General features: G+C 56.7%; 19 protein-coding genes. 8 read left to right on the top strand and 11 right to left on the bottom strand.

Going from position 1 to position 19,768, the window contains the following annotated elements; genetic code table 11:
• The first annotated feature begins 60 nt into the window (after positions 1 to 60).
• Complete coding sequence (locus IPZ49_RS19245; protein ID WP_017384312.1) at positions 61 to 1,794, top strand: potassium/proton antiporter; 1,734 nt, start codon at positions 61 to 63, stop codon at positions 1,792 to 1,794.
• A gap of 94 nt (positions 1,795 to 1,888) precedes the next feature.
• Here IPZ49_RS19245 and dadX read toward each other — a convergent pair whose 3' ends face one another.
• Both dadX and IPZ49_RS19235 read right to left on the bottom strand, forming a co-directional pair.
• The gene (dadX, locus tag IPZ49_RS19240) at positions 1,889 to 2,959 is read right to left on the bottom strand and encodes a catabolic alanine racemase DadX (protein ID WP_023296789.1); all 1,071 of its coding nucleotides are present in this window, start codon (positions 2,957 to 2,959) and stop codon (positions 1,889 to 1,891) included.
• Positions 2,960 to 2,968: 9 nt separating this feature from the next.
• Positions 2,969 to 4,267 (bottom strand): D-amino acid dehydrogenase, encoded by a 1,299-nt coding sequence (locus tag IPZ49_RS19235; protein ID WP_015570317.1) that lies wholly within the window; start codon positions 4,265 to 4,267, stop codon positions 2,969 to 2,971.
• 321 nt (positions 4,268 to 4,588) lie between these two features.
• Between IPZ49_RS19235 and IPZ49_RS19230 the strand changes: the two genes are divergently transcribed.
• Entirely contained in the window at positions 4,589 to 6,121 is a 1,533-nt protein-coding gene (locus tag IPZ49_RS19230; protein WP_017384314.1) for a SpoVR family protein, read from the top strand.
• A 109-nt stretch (positions 6,122 to 6,230) separates the two neighbouring features.
• Here the strand turns inward: IPZ49_RS19230 and fadR are convergent, their stop codons facing one another.
• On the bottom strand, positions 6,231 to 6,950 hold the full coding sequence (gene fadR, locus IPZ49_RS19225) for a fatty acid metabolism transcriptional regulator FadR (protein ID WP_015570315.1): 720 nt from the start codon (positions 6,948 to 6,950) through the stop codon (positions 6,231 to 6,233).
• Positions 6,951 to 7,151: 201 nt separating this feature from the next.
• Here fadR and nhaB point away from each other — a divergent pair, with 201 nt between their 5' ends.
• Positions 7,152 to 8,690 (top strand): Na(+)/H(+) antiporter NhaB, encoded by a 1,539-nt coding sequence (gene nhaB / locus IPZ49_RS19220; RefSeq protein ID WP_047057146.1) that lies wholly within the window; start codon positions 7,152 to 7,154, stop codon positions 8,688 to 8,690.
• 46 nt (positions 8,691 to 8,736) lie between these two features.
• A complete protein-coding gene (gene dsbB / locus IPZ49_RS19215) occupies positions 8,737 to 9,267 on the top strand; it encodes a disulfide bond formation protein DsbB (protein ID WP_017693268.1) in 531 nt (176 codons plus the stop codon).
• A 99-nt stretch (positions 9,268 to 9,366) separates the two neighbouring features.
• On the opposite strand, the gene IPZ49_RS19210 is transcribed toward dsbB, so the two are convergent.
• From IPZ49_RS19210 to IPZ49_RS19200, 3 genes are all read right to left on the bottom strand, one after another.
• Positions 9,367 to 9,807, bottom strand: a complete 441-nt coding sequence (locus tag IPZ49_RS19210; RefSeq protein WP_015570314.1) for a YcgN family cysteine cluster protein — start codon at positions 9,805 to 9,807, stop codon at positions 9,367 to 9,369.
• A gap of 93 nt (positions 9,808 to 9,900) precedes the next feature.
• Positions 9,901 to 10,560, bottom strand: coding sequence for a fumarylacetoacetate hydrolase family protein (locus IPZ49_RS19205; protein ID WP_032619529.1), 660 nt, complete (start codon positions 10,558 to 10,560; stop codon positions 9,901 to 9,903).
• Positions 10,561 to 10,607: 47 nt separating this feature from the next.
• Positions 10,608 to 10,883, bottom strand: a complete 276-nt coding sequence (locus IPZ49_RS19200; protein WP_015570312.1) for a YcgL domain-containing protein — start codon at positions 10,881 to 10,883, stop codon at positions 10,608 to 10,610.
• Positions 10,884 to 11,006: 123 nt separating this feature from the next.
• On the opposite strand from IPZ49_RS19200, the gene minC reads away from it, so the two are divergent.
• From minC to minE, 3 genes are read left to right on the top strand one after another with little or no spacing between them, the layout of a single operon-like run.
• Complete coding sequence (gene minC / locus IPZ49_RS19195; protein ID WP_015570311.1) at positions 11,007 to 11,714, top strand: septum site-determining protein MinC; 708 nt, start codon at positions 11,007 to 11,009, stop codon at positions 11,712 to 11,714.
• Between the two features lie 22 nt (positions 11,715 to 11,736).
• Entirely contained in the window at positions 11,737 to 12,549 is an 813-nt protein-coding gene (gene minD, locus IPZ49_RS19190) for a septum site-determining protein MinD (RefSeq protein ID WP_003859938.1), read from the top strand.
• A gap of 3 nt (positions 12,550 to 12,552) precedes the next feature.
• On the top strand, positions 12,553 to 12,819 hold the full coding sequence (gene minE / locus IPZ49_RS19185; RefSeq protein WP_003859937.1) for a cell division topological specificity factor MinE: 267 nt from the start codon (positions 12,553 to 12,555) through the stop codon (positions 12,817 to 12,819).
• Between the two features lie 86 nt (positions 12,820 to 12,905).
• Here the strand turns inward: minE and rnd are convergent, their stop codons facing one another.
• The 5 genes from rnd to IPZ49_RS19160 form a co-directional block, all read right to left on the bottom strand.
• Positions 12,906 to 14,021 carry a ribonuclease D gene (gene rnd / locus IPZ49_RS19180; RefSeq protein ID WP_122959317.1) on the bottom strand — a complete coding sequence of 372 codons (1,116 nt, stop codon included), beginning with the start codon at positions 14,019 to 14,021 and terminating at the stop codon, positions 12,906 to 12,908.
• 83 nt (positions 14,022 to 14,104) lie between these two features.
• Positions 14,105 to 15,790, bottom strand: a complete 1,686-nt coding sequence (gene fadD / locus IPZ49_RS19175; RefSeq protein ID WP_017693264.1) for a long-chain-fatty-acid--CoA ligase FadD — start codon at positions 15,788 to 15,790, stop codon at positions 14,105 to 14,107.
• 203 nt (positions 15,791 to 15,993) lie between these two features.
• Complete coding sequence (locus IPZ49_RS19170) at positions 15,994 to 16,575, bottom strand: Slp family lipoprotein (protein ID WP_058688649.1); 582 nt, start codon at positions 16,573 to 16,575, stop codon at positions 15,994 to 15,996.
• A gap of 37 nt (positions 16,576 to 16,612) precedes the next feature.
• Positions 16,613 to 17,308 (bottom strand): tRNA (adenosine(37)-N6)-threonylcarbamoyltransferase complex dimerization subunit type 1 TsaB, encoded by a 696-nt coding sequence (gene tsaB / locus IPZ49_RS19165; RefSeq protein ID WP_047365539.1) that lies wholly within the window; start codon positions 17,306 to 17,308, stop codon positions 16,613 to 16,615.
• Positions 17,309 to 17,374: 66 nt separating this feature from the next.
• On the bottom strand, positions 17,375 to 19,285 hold the full coding sequence (locus IPZ49_RS19160; protein ID WP_023303884.1) for an ATP-dependent DNA helicase: 1,911 nt from the start codon (positions 19,283 to 19,285) through the stop codon (positions 17,375 to 17,377).
• Between the two features lie 133 nt (positions 19,286 to 19,418).
• On the opposite strand from IPZ49_RS19160, the gene IPZ49_RS19155 reads away from it, so the two are divergent.
• Positions 19,419 to 19,763, top strand: a complete 345-nt coding sequence (locus tag IPZ49_RS19155) for a RidA family protein (RefSeq protein ID WP_045911200.1) — start codon at positions 19,419 to 19,421, stop codon at positions 19,761 to 19,763.
• Positions 19,764 to 19,768: the final 5 nt, after the last annotated feature.

Here is a 19,768-nt window from a genome sequence, read left to right as displayed (position 1 = left end):
GTTGTTATTATGTTAGGGTTTTAATAACAGCGTTCACATTGAGGTGGGAGTAAGACGACATTGGGTGCCACAGCGATAATCAGTCTTTTCATTCTGGGTTCCATCCTGGTAACCTTTAGCATTTTATTAAGTTCATTTTCATCGCGTCTTGGCATACCTATTCTTGTCATTTTCCTGGCTATCGGCATGCTTGCCGGGATCGACGGTATCGGCGGTATCCCCTTCGATAATTACCCTTTCGCCTATATGGTGAGTAACCTCGCGCTGGCGGTGATTCTGCTGGACGGCGGCATGCGCACCCAGGCAAGTTCGTTTCGCGTTGCCTTAGGCCCGGCGCTGTCTCTGGCGACCGTCGGCGTGCTGATCACCTCCGGCCTGACCGGCATGATGGCGGCCTGGCTGTTTAACCTCGATATAATGGAAGGCCTGCTGATTGGCGCGATTGTCGGCTCTACCGATGCGGCGGCGGTTTTCTCGCTGCTCGGCGGCAAGGGGCTGAACGAACGCGTGGGCTCCACACTTGAGATTGAATCCGGCAGTAACGATCCGATGGCGGTGTTTCTGACCATTACCCTGATTGAGATGATCCAGCAGCACGAAACCGGCCTGAGCTGGATGTTCGCCTGGCACATCCTCCAGCAGTTTGGCCTCGGGATTATCATTGGTCTCGGCGGCGGTTACCTGTTACAGCATACGATTAACCGTATTACGCTGCCTTCCGGCCTTTACCCGCTGCTGGCCCTGAGCGGTGGGATCCTGATCTTTGCCGTCACCACCGCGCTGGACGGCAGCGGTATTCTGGCGGTTTACCTTTGCGGTTTCCTGTTGGGCAACCGACCGATTCGCAACCGTCACGCCATCTTGCAGAACTTCGACGGTCTGGCCTGGCTGGCGCAGATCGCCATGTTCCTGGTGCTGGGCCTGCTGGTGACGCCGTCGGACCTGCTGCCTATCGCCGTACCGGCGCTGCTTTTGTCGGCCTGGATGATCTTCTTCGCCCGTCCGCTGTCGGTGTTTGCCGGGCTGCTGCCGTTCCGCGGGTTTAACCTGCGTGAGCGGATATTTATCAGTTGGGTGGGGCTGCGCGGCGCGGTGCCAATTATTCTGGCAGTGTTCCCGATGATGGCCGGGCTGGACAACGCCCGCCTGTTCTTCAATGTCGCCTTCTTCGTAGTGCTGGTGTCGCTGCTGTTCCAGGGAACGTCGCTGGGCTGGGCGGCGAAAAAAGCCAAAGTGGTGGTACCGCCCATTGGCTGGCCGGTCTCCCGCGTGGGGCTGGATATTCACCCTGAGAATCCCTGGGAACAGTTTGTCTACCAGCTAAGCGCCGATAAGTGGTGCGTGGGCGCGTCCCTGCGCGATCTGCATATGCCCGCTGAAACGCGCATTGCCGCCCTGTTCCGGGATAACGCCCTGCTTCACCCGACCGGCAGCACGCGGCTGCGTGAGAACGATATCCTCTGCGTGATTGGCCGCGAGCGCGACCTGCCTGCCCTCGGCAAGCTGTTCAGCCAGTCGCCCCCGGTGGCGCTGGATCAGCGTTTCTTCGGCGATTTTATCCTCGAAGCCAGCGCCCGCTTTGCGGATGTGGCGCTGATTTATGGCCTGGAAGGTGGACTGGAGAATCGCGATAACCAGCAAACACTGGGTGAAATTATTCAGCAATTATTAGGGGCTGCGCCGGTCGTCGGTGACCAGGTGGAGTTTGCCGGGATGATCTGGACGGTAGCGGAGAAAGAAGATAACGCGGTGCGCAAAGTCGGCGTAAGGCCGATGGAGGAGGAGGCGGAGTAGCTGCTTTTTTGCCGGGTGGCGCTAACGTTTACCCGGCCTACGTTCGGGCTTTTGTAGGCCGGGTAAGGCGAAGCCGCCACCCGGCACACACATGTTACACCGTCACAACAGGCACTCTTGACGCCAGCGCGCACATCAGCTCATACCCGACTGTGCCCGCCGCAGCGGCCACATCATCAATTTTAACCTCGTTGCCCCACAGCTCAACCGGTGAGCCGATCCCCGCCTGGGGACACGGCGTCAAATCGATGGCCAGCATGTCCATGGAGACGGTACCTACCGTGCCGGTGCGCACGCCATCGACCCACACCGGCGTGCCGCTCGGGGCGATGCGCGGATAACCATCTGCATAGCCCCCCGCCACGATACCGATGCGCTGTTCACCTGCTGCCCGATAGCGGCTGCCATAGCCCACCGTATCGCCCGCTTTCAGGGTTTGCACGCCGATAATCTCGCTTCGTAACGTCATCACCGGCTTCAGGCCGCTGTTGGCAATATCCTGCCACTGACCTGAGGGTGACGCGCCGTACAGTACGATCCCCGGACGTACCCAGTTGTAGTGCGCCTCGGGATGCCAGAGCGTTGCCGCTGAGTTCGACAGCGAGCGCGGACAGTCCAGACCTTCTGCCGCCTGCTCAATGCGGACCATGGCATCGGCAATGCCGTCCGGCTTTTCCGCATCGGCGAAGTGCGCCATCAGCGTCATCTCACCGACGTTTTTCAGCGCACGAAGCTGCTGCCAGACCGTATGCACCCGTTCAGGCTGGAAGCCCAGACGGTTCATCCCGCTGTTCACTTTGAGATAGATATCCAGCGGGGCATGCAGCTTCGCGTCCTGGATGGCCTTGATCTGCCAGTTACTGTGAACGCTGGTCGTCAGGCGGTACTTATCCAGCAGAGGCAGATCCTGCGCATGAAAGAATCCTTCCAGCAGCAGGATCGGTCCTTTCCAGCCGCGCTCGCGCAGCAGGATGGCCTCTTCCAGATTCAGCAAGGCAAAACCATCGGTGCCGCCGAGCGCACTCCAGATACGGTCGATACCATGACCGTAGGCGTTGGCTTTCACCACCGACCAGACACGAGAACCCGGCGCAGCACGGCGAACAATTTGCAGGTTATCCTTCAGCGCCTGCAAATCCAGCTGGGCCAGAATAGGACGGGACATGACGACTCCTTAATTATGCGCGCCGTGCAGGTGTTGTGGACGCGATGGGGTAAACCCTGATTGATAGCGTGCGGCGCTCAAATCGTCAAACGGAATTGCCGGCGTCCTTCCGGAGATCAGGTCGCTCAGCAGCTGGCCCGAACCGCAGGCCATGGTCCAGCCAAGCGTGCCGTGGCCGGTGTTAGTCCACAGATTTTTGTATGGTGTACGGCCCACAATCGGCGTGCCGTCCGGGGTCATTGGGCGCAGGCCGGTCCAGAACGTCGCCTGCTCAATGAAGCCGCCGCGCGGGAAGAGATCGCCCACGACCATCTCCAGCGTTTCACGACGCGGTTTGAGCAGCTCGGTATTGAAGCCCACGATTTCCGCCATGCCGCCGACGCGGATCCGGTTATCGAAGCGGGTGATGGCGATTTTGTAGGTTTCATCGAGAATGGTCGAGACCGGCGCGCCGCTGTCCTCTTTCACAGGAATGGTCAGGGAGTAGCCTTTCAGCGGATAGACCGGGATATCCAGGATGCCTTTCAGCATCGCGGTTGAGTAGGAGCCAAACGCCATCACGTAGGCATCGGCTTTAATTACCTCTTCCCCACACTTCACGCCGTAAATCTTCTCCCCTTCCGACAGCAGTTTGTCGACAGAAGTATTGAAGCGGAATTTCACCCCGGCCTGCTCACACATGCGCGCCAGACGCTGGGTGAATAGCTGGCAGTCGCCGGTTTCATCGTTCGGTAAACGCAGACCGCCCGTGAGCTTGTGCGCGACCTCGGCAAGCGCTGGCTCCACCTGCGCCAGCTGGCTGGCTTCCAGCAGCTGATACGGTACGCCCGCATCTTCAAGCACGGCGATATCGCGGGTCGCGTTTTCGTACTGTTGCGCGGTACGGAACAGCTGAAGCGTGCCGCCCTGACGCCCTTCATATTCAATGCCCGTTGAGGCACGCAGCGCCTTCAGGCAGTCGCGGCTGTATTCCGCCAGCCGCACCATACGCCCCTTGTTTTCCATATAGTGGCGGGTGTCGCAGTTGCGCAGCATCTGCCACATCCACTTAAGCTGGAACTGCGTGCCGTCAAGGCTGATCGCCAGGGGCGCATGTCGCTGAAACATCCATTTGATCGCCTTCAGCGGAACGCCCGGGGCCGCCCACGGCGCAGCGTAGCCCGGAGAGATTTGCCCCGCATTCGCCGCACTGGTTTCCAGCGCCGGACCGGATTCGCGATCGATAACGGTAACCTCATGTCCCGCCTGACTTAAATACCAGGCGCTGGTTACGCCAACGACACCACTTCCCAGTATGACAACACGCATAGCCACTCCATTATGAGCAAAAGAACAATCATCTAATTACAGATTGATAACCTAGTTGAAAATATTATTCAACATATGACTTTTTTATGGTGACTCAACTCACATATCCCGCTGTATCAGGGGATGGCGCTTATTTGGGATCTCCTGCTGCGCGTTATTTTTAACCAGTAGAAAATTCTGTGAGCACCGCATTATTTGCCGTATCGAAAACGCGAAATCGCAAAGAAAAAATTTCTGCGCCCCGCGTATTTGAATGGGGTGATCTATGCTTGAAAGGAGGCTCTCCAGTCAGAGAGAGCGACCAACAACGAGGGCGCGCTAATGGCTACACTAGATTCCATGTCCAGGGACAGCACCCGTCTGAGCGATGGACCCGACTGGACCTTCGAGTTGCTGGATGTCTACCTGGCGGAGATCGACCGGGTGGCCAAACTCTATCGTCTGGATACCTATCCCCATCAGATTGAAGTCATCACCTCGGAACAGATGATGGACGCTTACTCCAGCGTCGGGATGCCAATTAACTATCCGCACTGGTCGTTTGGCAAAAAATTCATTGAGACAGAGCGGCTGTATAAGCACGGGCAGCAGGGACTGGCGTATGAAATCGTCATTAACTCTAACCCGTGTATTGCCTACCTGATGGAAGAGAACACCATTACCATGCAGGCGCTGGTGATGGCGCACGCCTGCTATGGACATAACTCGTTCTTCAAAAATAACTATCTGTTCCGCAGCTGGACGGACGCCAGCTCCATCGTCGATTACCTGATCTTCGCCCGCAAATACATTACCGACTGCGAAGAGCGCTACGGCGTGGACGAGGTGGAGAAGCTGCTGGACTCCTGCCACGCGCTGATGAACTACGGCGTTGACCGCTATAAGCGTCCGCAGAAGATCTCATTGCAGGAAGAGAAAGCCCGGCAGAAGAGCCGCGAGGAGTATCTGCAAAGCCAGGTGAATATGCTGTGGCGCACCCTGCCGAAACGTGAAGAGGAGAAAACCGTCGCCGAGGCGCGTCGCTACCCTTCCGAGCCGCAGGAAAACCTGCTCTACTTTATGGAGAAAAACGCCCCGCTGCTGGAGCCGTGGCAGCGTGAGATCCTGCGCATCGTGCGCAAGGTGAGCCAGTATTTCTATCCGCAGAAGCAGACCCAGGTGATGAACGAAGGCTGGGCGACCTTCTGGCACTACACCATTCTTAACCACCTGTACGACGAAGGAAAAGTCACCGAGCGGTTTATGATGGAGTTTCTGCACAGCCACACCAACGTGGTATTCCAGCCGGCATATAACAGCCCGTGGTACAGCGGCATTAACCCGTACGCGCTCGGCTTTGCCATGTTCCAGGATATCAAGCGTATTTGTCAGTCGCCCACCGAAGAGGACAAATACTGGTTCCCGGATATTGCCGGTTCCGACTGGCTGGAAACGCTGCACTTCGCGATGCGTGATTTTAAGGATGAAAGCTTTATCAGCCAGTTCATGTCGCCGAAGATCATGCGTGATTTCCGCTTCTTCACCGTACTGGATGATGACCGCAACAACTACCTGGAGATCTCCGCGATCCACAACGAAGAGGGTTATCGCGAGATCCGCTCGCGCCTGTCATCCCAGTACAACCTGAGTAATCTTGAACCAAACATTCAGGTCTGGAACGTGGATCTGCGCGGCGACCGCTCCCTGACGTTGCGCTATATTCCGCACAACCGCGCGCCGCTGGATAAGGGGCGTAAGGAAGTGCTGAAGCATGTGCATCGCCTGTGGGGATTTGACGTGTTGCTGGAGCAGCAGAACGAAGATGGCAGCGTGGAGCTGCTGGACCGGTGTCCGGCGCGGTTGAATACGCTGTAGTTTGTTGCCGGGTGGCGGCTACGCCTTACCCGGCCTACGGGTTTTGTAGGCCCGGTAAGCAAAGCGCCACCGGGCGAAAAAAAACCTCTCAATCGAGAGGTTTTTTATTTCAGCGACTCTGAATCGCTAAATCACCCGGCAGCGTTTTCTGCATCCGGTGCCAGATTTCACCGGAGTCGTGGCCGTAACGACGCACCGTTTCATAGACCTGATCGTGCAGCCCTTCGGTGCAGAGTTTGCTCAGTTTATGGTAGAAGCCGAGCGCCAGGCTGCGGGCTTCAGGGTTAGCAAAGTAGTGACGACCAATGCGCGTATATAACCCTTTCATTCCATTCAGGATCAGACCGTAAACCGGATTGCCGGAAGCAAACGCCAGACCGCGGAACACATTGTAATCCAGGGTCGCAAAGGCATCCGCGTGGTCTTCCACCTCATTAGCGGTGGCAAGCACTTTCAGCGCATCTTCAGGATGCTGACGAAACGCGGTGCGGATGAAAATGGTGGCGATGTTGGTGCGCACGGAAAGCAGATTATCAATCAGCTGCGGTACGCTTTCGTGGTCGAGACGCGCCAGCGTTTCCAGAATGTTCAGCCCGGACGTTTCCCAGAAGTTGTTCACCTTAGTGGGTTTGCCATGCTGTATCGTCAACCAGCCATCGCGCGCCAGACGCTGGAGCACTTCTCGCAGCGTGGTACGGGTGACGCCAATCAGTTCAGAGAGTTCGCGTTCAGCAGGTAGAATTGATCCCGCAGGGAAACGATTATTCCAGATGCTTTCAATGATGTACTCTTCCGCGAAACCCGCCGGGCTCTGCGCCTTAATGACCATAGTGAGATTTCCATTACACAGCTTTAGCAAATTGCACTCATCATACCAGAGGCGCGCAGAGGCAGATAGCGCAGCAGAGACAGAAAAGAGGGATCGCCGTTTCATTTTTATGAAATTTACAAATGGCTTAATCCCCCGCTCTGCCGCCATTTTTGCGTATACTGATGTCTTGTCTTATTTGACGGGTAAAGGACGTCTGTCGTGGAAATTTCATTTGGGCGCGCGCTGTGGCGCAACTTTTTAGGTCAGTCACCTGACTGGTACAAACTTACTTTACTGGTATTCCTGGTCGTTAATCCCGTTATCTTTTTGCTGGATCCCTTCGTTGCCGGGTGGATGTTGGTCGCCGAGTTTATCTTTACCCTGGCGATGGCGCTGAAGTGCTATCCGCTGTTGCCCGGCGGGCTGCTGGCGCTGGAAGCCGTGGTCATTGGAATGACCAGCGCGGAGCATGTTAAAAACGAGATAGCGTCGAATCTTGAAGTCCTGCTGCTGCTGATCTTCATGGTGGCGGGGATCTACTTTATGAAGCAGCTTCTGCTGTTTATCTTCACCCGTTTGCTGCTGAGCATTCCGTCGAAAACGCTGCTCTCGCTGGCGTTTTGCCTCGCCGCGGCCTTCCTCTCTGCCTTCCTGGATGCGCTGACGGTCGTTGCGGTGGTGATCAGCGTCGCCGTCGGCTTTTACGGGATTTACCACCGGGTGGCCTCGTCTCGTCCTGGCGATAACTTGCAGGACGACAGCCACGTTGAGGCGCACAACCGCGATGTGCTGGAACAGTTCCGCGCGTTTCTGCGCAGCCTGATGATGCATGCGGGCGTGGGGACGGCGCTGGGCGGCGTGATGACCATGGTCGGGGAGCCGCAAAACCTGATTATCGCCAAAGCGGCTGAGTGGCATTTTGGCGAATTTTTCCTGCGCATGGCGCCCGTCAGCGTGCCCGTGCTGGTCTGCGGGTTAGCCACCTGTGTGCTGGTCGAAAAATTCAACCTCTTTGGGTATGGCGCGAAGTTGCCCGATCAGGTCCGCCAGGAGCTGCATAAGTTTGACGAGCAGAGCCGCAAACAACGCACGCGCCAGGAGACGCTGCGCCTGATTGCACAGGGTTTCATCGGCGTGTGGCTTATCGCGGCGCTGGCCTTCCACCTTGCCGAGGTGGGGCTGATTGGCCTGTCGGTAATTATCCTTGCAACCAGCCTGGGCGGCGTTACGGACGAACATGCTATCGGAAAAGCCTTTACCGAAGCGCTGCCGTTTACCGCCCTGCTGGCGGTGTTTTTCGCGGTCGTGGCGGTGATTATTGACCAACATCTGTTCGCGCCGATCATCGCGTTTGTGCTTCAGGCTACGCCAGATTCGCAGCTAACGCTGTTCTATTTGTTTAACGGTCTGTTGTCCTCTATATCCGATAACGTCTTTGTCGGGACGGTATACATCAATGAGGCCAAAGCCGCGATGGAGCAAGGGATTGTCAGCAGTGAACAGTTCGAGCTGCTGGCGGTGGCGATCAACACCGGAACCAACCTCCCCTCCGTGGCAACCCCGAACGGTCAGGCGGCATTCCTCTTCCTGCTGACCTCGGCGCTGGCACCACTCATACGACTTTCTTATGGAAGAATGGTCTGGATGGCGCTGCCGTATACGCTGGTGCTTACCCTGGTTGGTTTGCTGTGCATCAAAATTACTCTCGTTCCCTGTACGCAATGGTTATTGCAAGAAGGTATACTTGCGGCGCATTAAAATTCGTTTACACTGCGCTGTCTAAGCATGTTCCAGGGAAATGATTATGTTGCGATTTTTGAACCAGTGCTCACGCGGTCGCGGAGCGTGGTTGTTGATGGCCCTGACCGCCTTTGCGCTGGAAATGGTCGCGCTGTGGTTTCAGCATGTGATGGGGCTGAAACCTTGCGTACTGTGTATTTATGAGCGTTGTGCGCTGTTCGGCATTATGGGCGCGGGTCTGGTAGGTGCGATTGCACCCAAATCACCGTTACGCTATGCGGCAATTGCCATCTGGCTATACAGCGCCGGGAAAGGGATTGCGCTTGCCTGGGAGCACACCCAGATGCAGCTTCACCCGTCGCCGTTTATGACCTGTGATTTTGCCGCCCGCTTCCCGAGCTGGCTGCCGCTGGATAAATGGCTGCCGCAGGTGTTTGTGGCCTCCGGTGACTGCTCTGTACGCCAGTGGGAGTTCCTGACGCTGGAGATGCCGCAGTGGCTGGTGGGCATTTTTGTCGCCTACTTTGTGGTGGCACTGCTGGTGCTGATTGCCCAGCCGTTCAAACCAAAGAAACGCGATCTTTTTGGAAGGTAAAAGCAAAACGGCAACGTCAGTTTTGTTGGTCGGGTAAGCGCAGCGCCACCCGACAAAATTGCGCACAATAAAAAACCCGCCGAGGCGGGTTTTTTATTGTCACCGATTAGGGTGATTCATAATGTGGTCTTCCCAGTCGCGCACCTCGGACTCTTTCACCGCAATGTGGCGCACGGAAATACGTTCACCGTGCATCGCCGCTTTCGACCCCGTCAACAGCGGATGCCATGTGGGCAGATCCTTTCCTTCCGCCAGCAGGCGATACGCGCAGGTATGCGGCAGCCACTCAAAGGTCGGCAGATTTTCACGGGTTAACTTGATGCAGTCCGGCTCATATTCGAAACGGCGCTCATAGTTGCGGCACTGGCAGGTTTTGATGTTTAACTGCTTGCAGGCTACGTTGGTGAAATAGATCTCGTCCGAATCTTCATCCATCAGCTTATGCAGGCAGCACTGCCCACAGCCGTCACACAACGATTCCCACTCCGCGTCGGTCATGTCGTCGAGAGTTTTGCTTTGCCAGAAAGGAATGTCGTTCATCGGGATGTCCATACGTCAAAATAGAGCGCACCTTATAACGAGTCTGGCACGTTGATGCAAGTTTTGCCGCCCTTTTCAGGCGGCAAGGTGCTTTTACAGCACGCGGGTTTTCAGCGACAGGCCGTTAAAACTGACGTCCAGTTCGTCGCCGCTAAGCAGCGGCCCCACACCTTCCGGAGTGCCGGTGAGGATCACGTCGCCAGGTTTCAGGGTGAAGAAGCGGCTCATGTAGGCAATCAGCGGAACGATCTTATGGATCATGTCAGCGGTTGTTCCCTGCTGGCGGATCTCGCCGTTGACCTTCAGGCTGAGCGGCGTGTTCTGCGGATCGTCGGTAAATTCACTCACCGGAACGAAACCGGAAATCGGGCATGAATTATCAAAACCCTTGGCTTTTTCCCACGGCTGCCCCGCTTTCTTCATTTTGCCCTGGACGTCACGCAGCGTCAGGTCGAGCGCGACACCGTAACCCGCAATCGCCTTCTCTACATGCTCTTCAGTTGCCTGGCGCAGCGTCGCGCCGATCAGCACCGCCAGCTCCACTTCATGATGCACCGAGCCCAGTCCCTGCGGCAGAACCAGCGGCTGGCGAATATCGCACAGTGCGGTTTCTGGCTTAATAAACAGAACCGGCTCTTCCGGCACGGCGCTGCCCATCTCCTGAATATGTTTTGCATAGTTGCTGCCCACGCAGACCACTTTGCTGACGGGATAATCCAGTAATGCACCTTGCCAGTTATGATGTTGATACATGGTCGACCCCTAATCGGTTGATGAGTTGTTCCCGGAAGGACCCGGGCTTATTTCTTTCCGCTCAGCTCAAGGTGCTGTTTTAATAAATTCTCTGGTGGCGGCGGAAGCTGTAAATAATAGCCCTGCTCGATTAACGCCTTTTTGACTTTCTCAAGATCGGCGTTCACCAGCTTCTTACGGCCGTCCAGCGGCAGCAGCATCGCCAGCTGCGGTCGGCCAAAGCTTTTCATTAATTCTTCAGGCACGCGGGAAAAATCGTCTTTCTTTTCGACATAAAGGTAGGTCTGGTCGCGGCTGGTACTTCTGTAGATCACACAAAACATGTTTTTACTCTGAATTAACGGGTGGTTGCTTGCCTCAATATACTCCTGACTATAACATGCCTGATACTCTTCGGAATATCGCGGCGATGTGTTGCGGTTAATAGCAAATTGAGTAAGGCCAGGATGTCAAATACGCCCATCGAGCTTAAAGGCAGTAGCTTCACCTTATCAGTGGTTCATTTGCATGATGCAAAACCCGAGGTTATTCGTCAGGCGTTAGAAGACAAAATCGCGCAGGCTCCCGCTTTTCTTAAGCATGCTCCTGTCGTCGTCAATGTAAGCGACCTTGAGGGGCCGGTTAACTGGAAGCGACTCCAGCAGGCCGTCGTCTCCACGGGGTTGCGCATCGTGGGTATTAGCGGCTGCAAAGACGCAGAGTTAAAAGCCGAAATTGAACGCGCGGGTTTGCCCTTGTTAAACGAGGGCAAAGAAAAAGCCCCGCGTGCAACGCCTGCAACCGTTCCCGCTCCCCCGCCTCCGGCGCAAAATGTAGCCCCAGTCACAAAAACGCGATTGATTGATCTGCCGGTTCGTTCCGGCCAGCGCATTTATGCGCCAAACTGTGATCTGATTGTTACAAGCCACGTCAGTGCGGGCGCAGAACTGATTGCAGATGGCAATATTCACGTTTACGGTATGATGCGTGGGCGTGCGCTTGCGGGCGCCAGCGGCGATCGAGAAGCACAAATTTTTTGTACTCACCTGACGGCAGAACTGGTGTCTATCGCAGGTGAATATTGGCTGAGCGATAAAATCCCAGCCGAATTTTATGGCAAAGCGGCCCGTCTGCAACTGGCAGATAACGCTTTGACCGTTCAACCGTTAAATTGATCCCTTTTAACAAGGAATTTCTATGGCACGCATTATTGTTGTGACTTCGGGTAAAGGAGGCGTTGGCAAGACCACCTCCAGCGCGGCCATCGCTACTGGTTTGGCCCAGAAGGGAAAGAAAACCGTCGTAATCGACTTCGATATCGGTCTGCGTAACCTGGACCTGATCATGGGTTGCGAGCGTCGCGTGGTGTATGACTTCGTGAACGTCATTCAGGGCGATGCCACCCTTAACCAGGCGCTGATTAAAGATAAGCGTACCGAGAACCTCTACATTCTTCCGGCGTCCCAGACCCGTGATAAAGACGCCCTGACCCGCGAAGGCGTGGAAAAGGTGCTCGACGATCTGAAAAAGATGGAGTTCGACTTCGTGGTCTGCGACTCCCCGGCCGGTATCGAAACAGGGGCTTTGATGGCGCTCTACTTCGCGGATGAAGCCATCATCACCACCAACCCGGAAGTCTCGTCAGTACGTGACTCCGACCGTATTCTCGGCATTCTGGCCTCGAAATCCCGTCGCGCGGAAAATGGCCAGGAGCCAATCAAAGAGCACCTGCTGCTGACCCGCTACAACCCGGGCCGGGTGAACAAAGGTGACATGCTGAGCATGGAAGACGTGCTGGAGATCCTGCGCATCAAACTGGTTGGCGTGATCCCGGAAGATCAGTCCGTGTTGCGCGCCTCTAACCAGGGCGAGCCCGTGATCCTGGATACACAGGCAGACGCAGGTAAAGCGTATGCGGATACCGTTGACCGTCTGCTGGGAGAAGAACGTCCTTTCCGCTTCATTGAAGAAGAGAAGAAAGGTTTCCTCAAACGCCTGTTCGGAGGATAAGTTATGGCATTACTGGACTTTTTTCTCTCGCGGAAAAAAAGCACCGCCAACATCGCAAAAGAACGTCTGCAAATCATTGTGGCGGAACGTCGTCGTAGCGACGCCGAACCGCACTACCTGCCGCAGTTGCGCAAAGACATTCTGGAAGTGATCTGCAAATACGTGCAGATTGACCCGGAAATGGTCACCGTTCAGCTGGAGCAAAAAGACGGGGATATTTCGATTCTGGAGCTGAACGTGACGCTTCCGGAAGCGGAAGAGTCGCGTTAATCCGTTTGTGGTTTTGTAGGCCGGGTAAGCATCGCGCCGCCCGGCAATTTCCCCGGTGGCGCTGCGCTTACCGGGGCTACAATTCTTTAGCGCGGATACCCTTCCAGCAGGGTATTCAGGCGTTCGGCCATCAGTTCCCCCCGCCATCCGGCGACCAGTTCCGGTAAACCATTTTGCGGTTTCAACTTCCAGTGCCAGTTCAGCAGCTGGTTAATCTGACGACGTGAAGCCAGCAGTTCGGCACTCAGTTTGCTTTCCCCCGCCACCGTCTGCACCAGCGCTTTGATATCTTTGAACGCCTTGCGGTAGCCCGGCATATCCATCAGGTTAAGCAGCGGTTCTGGCAATGCGTCCTCCGGCAGCTGCTGAGCTTTCTCTACCAGCGCGAGCAGCGTTTTACCGTGGAAACGGATCTCACTTCCGGAAAGGCCAATGCTGTCCAGCTCACCAAGGCTACCCGGCATATAGCGCGCCACCGCCCACAGGTGTTCTTCACGCACCACGAAGTTAACCGCCAGATCGCGCTCACGCGCTTTACGCAGACGCCAGTCAGCCAGCAATTGCAGACAGGCCAGTTGACGGGTGCGCAGCTGCCAGGCGTTGGTGATGTCACGCCAGGCTTCTTTCGGATCAACCACTTCCTGGCGACGCTGCTGCGTCATGCGGCACTCGTCCAGTGCGGCAGACAGCCAACCGGACGCCTCAGCCTCTTTCATGAGCTGGCCGGCAATTGGAAGAAGATAAAAGACGTCTGCCGCGGCGTATTCAAGCTGACGCGCCGTCAGCGGACGCGCGAGCCAGTCGGTACGCGATTCGCTCTTATCCAGCGTCAGACCGGTGTACTCTTCCACCATCGCCGCAAAACCCCAGGAGAGCGGACGACCGCTGAACGCCGCGAGGATCTGGGTATCAATCAGCGGCTGCGGCATGATGCCAAAGGTGTTGAGAAAGACTTCCAGATCTTCACTGCCCGCGTGCAGATATTTGGTCACGGCGGTATCCAGCAACAGCTCGCGCATTGGTGCCCAGTCGGTAATGCCGAGGGGGTCAATCAACGACACGTGTTTGCCGTCATACATCTGAATCAGACCCAGCTGCGGATAGTACGTTCGGGTGCGGACAAATTCCGTATCCAGGGCAATAGCGGGAAATTCACGCGTCACCTCGCACAGCGAAGCCAGCTCGTCGTTGGTAGTGATCATCTGGTAATTCAAATCGGACTCTCTTTTGTTTGCGCCCATAAAAAACGCCGGATTAACCGGCGTCTGGGCGATTAACGTGAAGCTCAGGCCTTATTGTCCACTTTGGCACGGGCTTCGTCACGTAATTCTCGTCGTAATATCTTCCCGACGTTGGATTTCGGCAGCTCATCCCGGAATTCCACTAGCTTCGGCACTTTATAGCCCGTCAGCTGACGGCGACAAAACGTTATCAGCGCATCCTCGGTCAGAGAAGGATCTTTCTTGACCACAAATATCTTCACCGCTTCACCGCTGCTGCCGGAGGGAACGCCCACCGCCGCCACTTCCAGCACGCCGCTGTGCTGCATCACCACGTCTTCGATTTCGTTCGGATAGACGTTGAACCCTGACACCAGGATCATATCTTTCTTGCGATCGACGATGCGCAGGAAGCCTTCGTCATCCATCACCGCGATGTCGCCCGTGTGCAGCCAGCCGTCTTTGATGATCTCATCCGTGGCATCCGGACGTTGCCAGTAGCCCAGCATCACCTGCGGCCCTCTGACGCACAGCTCTCCTGGCTCACCGTGAGGCACTTCGTTATCCTCATCATCCACCAGTTTTGCTTCCGTCGACGGGACCGGCAGACCGATACTGCCGCTGTGATAGTCGATATCATGCGGGTTAACGCTGACCAGCGGGGCGCACTCCGTCAGGCCATAGCCTTCCAGCAGATATTGCCCGGTGAGTTTCACCCAGCGCTCGGCAACCGCCTGCTGAACCGGCATCCCGCCACCGGCAGAGAGGTGCAGCGTGGAGAAATCGAGCTGCTGGAACTCTTTATTGTTAAGCAGCGCGTTAAACAGGGTGTTCACGCCGGTCATGGCGGTGAACGGGTATTTCGCCAGCTCTTTGACCAGCCCCGGAATGTCGCGCGGGTTGGTGATCAGTACGTTTTGACCGCCAAGCTCAATAAACAGCAGGCAGTTCATGGTCAGCGCAAAAATGTGATACAGCGGAAGCGCGGTGATCACCAGCTCCTTGCCCGGGTGCAGCAGCGGCCCGTAGGTGGCATTAACCTGCTCAAGGTTCGCCAGCATATTTCGGTGGGTCAGCATCGCCCCTTTCGCCACGCCGGTGGTACCGCCCGTGTATTGCAGAAATGCCAGATCCTCAGACACGATCTCCGGCTTCACGTACTGCATCCGGTAGCCCGCATGCAGGGCGCGGCGGAAAGAGATGGCATCCGGCAGGTGGTATTTCGGCACCAGCCGCTTAACGTATTTAACGACAAAGTTGACCAGCGTACCCTTCGCGGTAGAGAGCTGGTCGCCCATGCGCGTCAGGATGACGTGTTTAACCTGGGTTCTTTCAACGACTTTTTCCAGCGTGTGGGCAAAGTTGGAGACAATCACAATCGCCGCCGCGCCGCTGTCATTCAACTGATGTTCTAGCTCGCGCGGGGTATAGAGCGGGTTAACGTTAACCACGATCATCCCTGCCCTGAGGATCCCGAACAGCGCCACCGGGTATTGCAGCAGGTTTGGCATCATCAGCGCGACGCGATCCCCTTTCTGCAAGCCCAACCCTTCCTGTAAATAGGCTGCAAACGCCCGGCTGCGCTCTTCCAGCTTACGGAAGGTCATCACTTCGCCCATATTCACAAATGCAGGCTGGTCAGCGTAACGCCGTACCGAGTGTTCAAATAATTCAATCAGGGATTGATAACGGTCAGGATTGATCTCCGCAGGGACATCCGCGGGATAACGGTTAAGCCAAACCTTTTTCAATGCATCACCTCTGAAATGAGTGTTCGTCGTCATCACAGCCCCGATAATAAACAGTTTGTTAACATTATATTAACTCAGCGTACCAGTTTATTAATTGTTCAGATTGCAGGTTGCGAAGCGCGTCACTCTTTTTTTTCGTTTTATCCGTAAAAAAACAGAGACAGCGGCTGAGCCGCTGCCTCTTTCCTAACAATAACAGTAAGTTACTCAGTTACGATTGTTTGAACCTGTGCAGGGCCTGGATTGTACCAACCCCAGCCACCGTAGCCGTAACGATACGGATGCGGTCCCCACATCCACGGATCGATTGGCTGTGGCGGCATCACCACCTGCTGGGCGATACGCCAGCGTTTGTAGCCGTTAACCTGCATGGCCATAAATTTGTATGGCGTATTGCCGATTTTGCCCGCCACCGAACCGGTAATCGGCCCGACGACGGTCACCAGCTGCCCGCGGAAATCTACCGGATCAAGGAAGCCGCTGACGTCAGCGTAGATCCGCCCGCGCGAGGCTTCACCCAGAACAGGCCGCGCGCCGTCGTCCAGCGGGACAGTGGCAATCTCCAGCCGGGTTTTCCCCTGCTGGTTTAGCACTTCAACCACCTTGCCGCCAAACCGCGCTTCCTGCCCGACATACAACTCCGGGGCATTCATCACGCGTACCAGATCCTGCTGTGGCGTCGGGCTGGTGCCCTTGATCGCATCAGGAACGGTGACGCACCCGCTCAGTGCTATGGCAACCGCGCCTGCCATAAGAAAGCGTACAACTTTAGTCTGAACCGCCATGATGCGACTCCTTTTTCTCAGTTCCTGTTACTGAGATTCACTCGCGGCCAGGAAGTTTCTTCCACGCGACGGTGTTTCGTAAATAAACCGGTTCAGCATGTTCAACCGCCACGGTTTTTCCTGCGGCAAGCAGCTGACAGGCAATCGGCAGCATATCTTCTGCGGCGGGCAGGAGCATGTTACCGTCCACCAGCGTAAGGCCGGTGTCCTTCGCCATCTCTGGCCATGCCGGCCAGCCGGTTCCGACCGTCGCCCACTCACCGGAGAGCTGCTTCAGGCGCCCGGTGACGGCTTCAGGTTTAAGCACCGCTTCCGTCTCTTCGCCGTGCCAGACGCCGTTTTCGTCACGGGTGTACTCCGCCCAGTAGACTTCCCCCATGCGGGCATCAATCGCAGCCAGCACGCGGGTGGCCCCGGTCATGCGCCAGGCGCCCTGAGCCATGGTCGCAAGCGTTGAGACGCCGATCATCGGCAGGTCAGCGCCCAGCGCCAGCCCCTGCGCAATGCCAATCCCGATACGTACGCCCGTAAAGCTGCCCGGACCACGGCCGTAGGCCAGCGCGTCGAGGTCGGTTAAGGAGGTGTTGCCCTCGGTTAAAATGGTTTTTACCAGGGGCAGAATACGTTGGGTGTGTTCCCGTGGGCACTCTTCGAAATGAGCAAAAGTCGTACCGTCGTTCCACAGGGCAACGGAACAGGCCTCTGTCGCGGTATCAATAGCCAGAATTCGCATCAGTCGTCGCGCTCTCGCAATGGTCAGTCACAAAATGGCGCGCATCTTAACACACTCCGGGAAGAATTACTCCGCCGTCGGGTTCGCCAGGAAGCGGACCGCGCGTTTAATATCCCGCGTACGCGGCGCGGGCGGCAGGCTGGCGAGGAAAGTGGCGCCGTAGGGACGCATCACCAGGCGGTTGTCGCAGATCACCAGCACCCCGCGGTCGGTGACGTCGCGGATCAGTCGCCCTACCCCCTGTTTAAGCGTGATGACCGCGTCCGGCAGCTGGACGTCGTCGAACGGATCGCCCCCGCGCAGACGGCAATCCTCCATGCGCGCTTTCAGGAGCGGATCGTCCGGCGATGTGAACGGCAGCTTATCGATAATCACCAGCGAGAGCGTATCGCCGCGCACGTCCACCCCTTCCCAGAAGCTGCTGGTCGCCACCAGCAGGGCATTACCGGCGCTGACAAACTGCTGGAGCAGCTGGCCTTTGCTGGTTTCCCCCTGCAACAGCACCGGTAGCGTCATGGTGGCGCGGAACTGCTCGGCCAGATCGCGCATCATGGCGTGTGAGGTGCAGAGCATAAAGCAGCGCCCGTTGTTGGCCTCAATCATCGGCTTCAGCATGGCCGCCAGATGGCGCGCCGCGCCCGGCTGGTTAGGCAGCGGCAGATTGCGCGGCACGCACAGCAGCGCCTGTTTCTCATAGTCGAACGGGCTCGGCAGAAGCAGGGATTCCGCCTGCTCAATGCCGAGGCGCTCGGTAAAGTGGTGCAGATCGTCATTGACCGACAGCGTGGCCGAGGTAAAGACCCAGGTGCCGGGCTTTTGCGCCATCACCTCTTTGAATTTATCAGCAACGGTCAGCGGCGTGAGCGCCAGGGTGAAGTGGCGCGAGGTACATTCGTACCAGTAGCTATAGCCCGGCTGGTTGATCTCTTTCAGCCGCTTCAGCCGCCCACGGTAGAGCGTGGCGCGCTCGAAAGCGGCGTCCAGCAGCGCTGAACGTCCGAGGGACAGCTTCGCCACGTCGTAACAGAGTTCAAGGGCATCATCGAGCAGCAGCAGCGCGCGCTGGATATTTTTGTCTGCGAGCAGTTCGCGCAGGTTGCCGCGATAGCCCGGCTCGCCAAGCTGTAAGCGGAAATCCTGTGCGCATTGCGCCAGGCGGTCCGCGCACTTCTGCAACTGCTGGGTATCTTTGAGTTCGGTGCGATAGGCAATGGTAATATCTTTCGCCAGATCCTGAAGCTGACGGCTGGAGAGCGACTGACCAAAATACTGGCTGGCGATGTCCGGTAGCTGATGGGCTTCATCGAAGATCATCACCTCCGCCTCCGGGATCAGCTCGCCGAAACCACTGTCCTTGACCACCATATCCGCAAGAAACAGGTGATGGTTCACCACCACCACGTCGGCGTCCATCGCGGTTTTACGCGCTTTCACCACAAAACAGTCCTTATACAGCGGGCAGTCGCTGCCGAGGCAGTTGTCATTGGTGCTGGTCACCAGCGGCCAGGCCGGGGAGTCTTCCGGCACGCTCGCGCAGGTGCTGATGTCCCCCTCCTCCGTCTGGTTGGCCCAGGCGCGCAGGACGATCACATCGCTCAGGGTTTGTACCGGCAGGTCGCCGCCCGCCAGCGCCTGCTGTTCAAGACGCTCCAGACACAGGTAGTTAGAACGCCCTTTCAGCAAGGCCAGACGCCCTTTGTATTTCAGCGCTTTCGCCACCGTGGGTAAATCGCGGCTGTAGAGCTGATCCTGGAGCGCTTTTGATCCCGTAGAGATGATCACCTTTTTTTTCGCCCGCAGCGCAGGAGCGAGGTAAGCATACGTTTTCCCCGTACCGGTGCCGGCCTCCACGACCAGCGGCTGCGCCTTGTCGATGGCGTGCGCGACGGCATGCGCCATCTGACGTTGGGGTTCGCGCGGTTTAAAGCCGGGAATAGCCTGTGCTAACTGACCTTCTGGGGAAAAATCGTCTGCCACGGTGTTCTCTCACTGTATTTTTGCACAGGGATTATGTCAGCCCCTTCTCTCCGGTGCCACCCCAAATAGTGACGACGGCGGAACATTATGGCAGTCTTGCCGCCTGACGACGAAAGATAACGAGGATACGTTTATGACAATTACGCGCATTGATGCCGAAGCCCGCTGGTCTGATGTGGTGATCCACAACCAGACGCTGTACTACACCGGCGTCCCTGCCAATCTGCACGCCGACGCCTTCGAGCAGACCGCCAACACCCTGGCGCAGATCGACGCCGTACTGGAAAAACAGGGCAGCGACAAATCCCGCATTCTGGATGCGACGATTTTTCTGGCGAATAAAGACGATTTCGCGGCGATGAATAAAGCCTGGGATGCGTGGGTGGTGGCGGGTCACGCGCCTGTACGCTGCACCGTACAGGCCACGCTGATGAAACCGGAATATAAGGTTGAGATCAAGATTATCGCGGCAGTGTAAGCCGG

This window comes from Enterobacter cloacae complex sp. S2, from assembly GCF_015159675.1.
In the GTDB taxonomy this organism is placed as follows: Bacteria; Pseudomonadota; Gammaproteobacteria; order Enterobacterales; family Enterobacteriaceae; genus Enterobacter; species Enterobacter intestinihominis.
Note: the sequence above shows the minus strand (reverse complement) of the source record. Positions and strands in the feature narration are given on the sequence as shown.

Bases quoted from the DNA above. Each gene is read 5' to 3' on its own strand.
- dadX (WP_023296789.1), bottom strand. From the start codon at position 2,959: ATGTCCCGTCCTATTCTGGCCCAGCTGGATTTGCAGGCGCTGAAGGAT.
- IPZ49_RS19235 (WP_015570317.1), bottom strand. From the start codon at position 4,267: ATGCGTGTTGTCATACTGGGAAGTGGTGTCGTTGGCGTAACCAGCGCC.
- IPZ49_RS19230 (WP_017384314.1), top strand. From the start codon at position 4,589: ATGGCTACACTAGATTCCATGTCCAGGGACAGCACCCGTCTGAGCGAT.
- fadR (WP_015570315.1), bottom strand. From the start codon at position 6,950: ATGGTCATTAAGGCGCAGAGCCCGGCGGGTTTCGCGGAAGAGTACATC.
- dsbB (WP_017693268.1), top strand. From the start codon at position 8,737: ATGTTGCGATTTTTGAACCAGTGCTCACGCGGTCGCGGAGCGTGGTTG.
- IPZ49_RS19210 (WP_015570314.1), bottom strand. From the start codon at position 9,807: ATGAACGACATTCCTTTCTGGCAAAGCAAAACTCTCGACGACATGACC.
- IPZ49_RS19205 (WP_032619529.1), bottom strand. From the start codon at position 10,560: ATGTATCAACATCATAACTGGCAAGGTGCATTACTGGATTATCCCGTC.
- IPZ49_RS19200 (WP_015570312.1), bottom strand. From the start codon at position 10,883: ATGTTTTGTGTGATCTACAGAAGTACCAGCCGCGACCAGACCTACCTT.
- minC (WP_015570311.1), top strand. From the start codon at position 11,007: ATGTCAAATACGCCCATCGAGCTTAAAGGCAGTAGCTTCACCTTATCA.
- minD (WP_003859938.1), top strand. From the start codon at position 11,737: ATGGCACGCATTATTGTTGTGACTTCGGGTAAAGGAGGCGTTGGCAAG.
- minE (WP_003859937.1), top strand. From the start codon at position 12,553: ATGGCATTACTGGACTTTTTTCTCTCGCGGAAAAAAAGCACCGCCAAC.
- rnd (WP_122959317.1), bottom strand. From the start codon at position 14,021: ATGATCACTACCAACGACGAGCTGGCTTCGCTGTGCGAGGTGACGCGT.
- IPZ49_RS19170 (WP_058688649.1), bottom strand. From the start codon at position 16,575: ATGGCGGTTCAGACTAAAGTTGTACGCTTTCTTATGGCAGGCGCGGTT.
- tsaB (WP_047365539.1), bottom strand. From the start codon at position 17,308: ATGCGAATTCTGGCTATTGATACCGCGACAGAGGCCTGTTCCGTTGCC.
- IPZ49_RS19155 (WP_045911200.1), top strand. From the start codon at position 19,419: ATGACAATTACGCGCATTGATGCCGAAGCCCGCTGGTCTGATGTGGTG.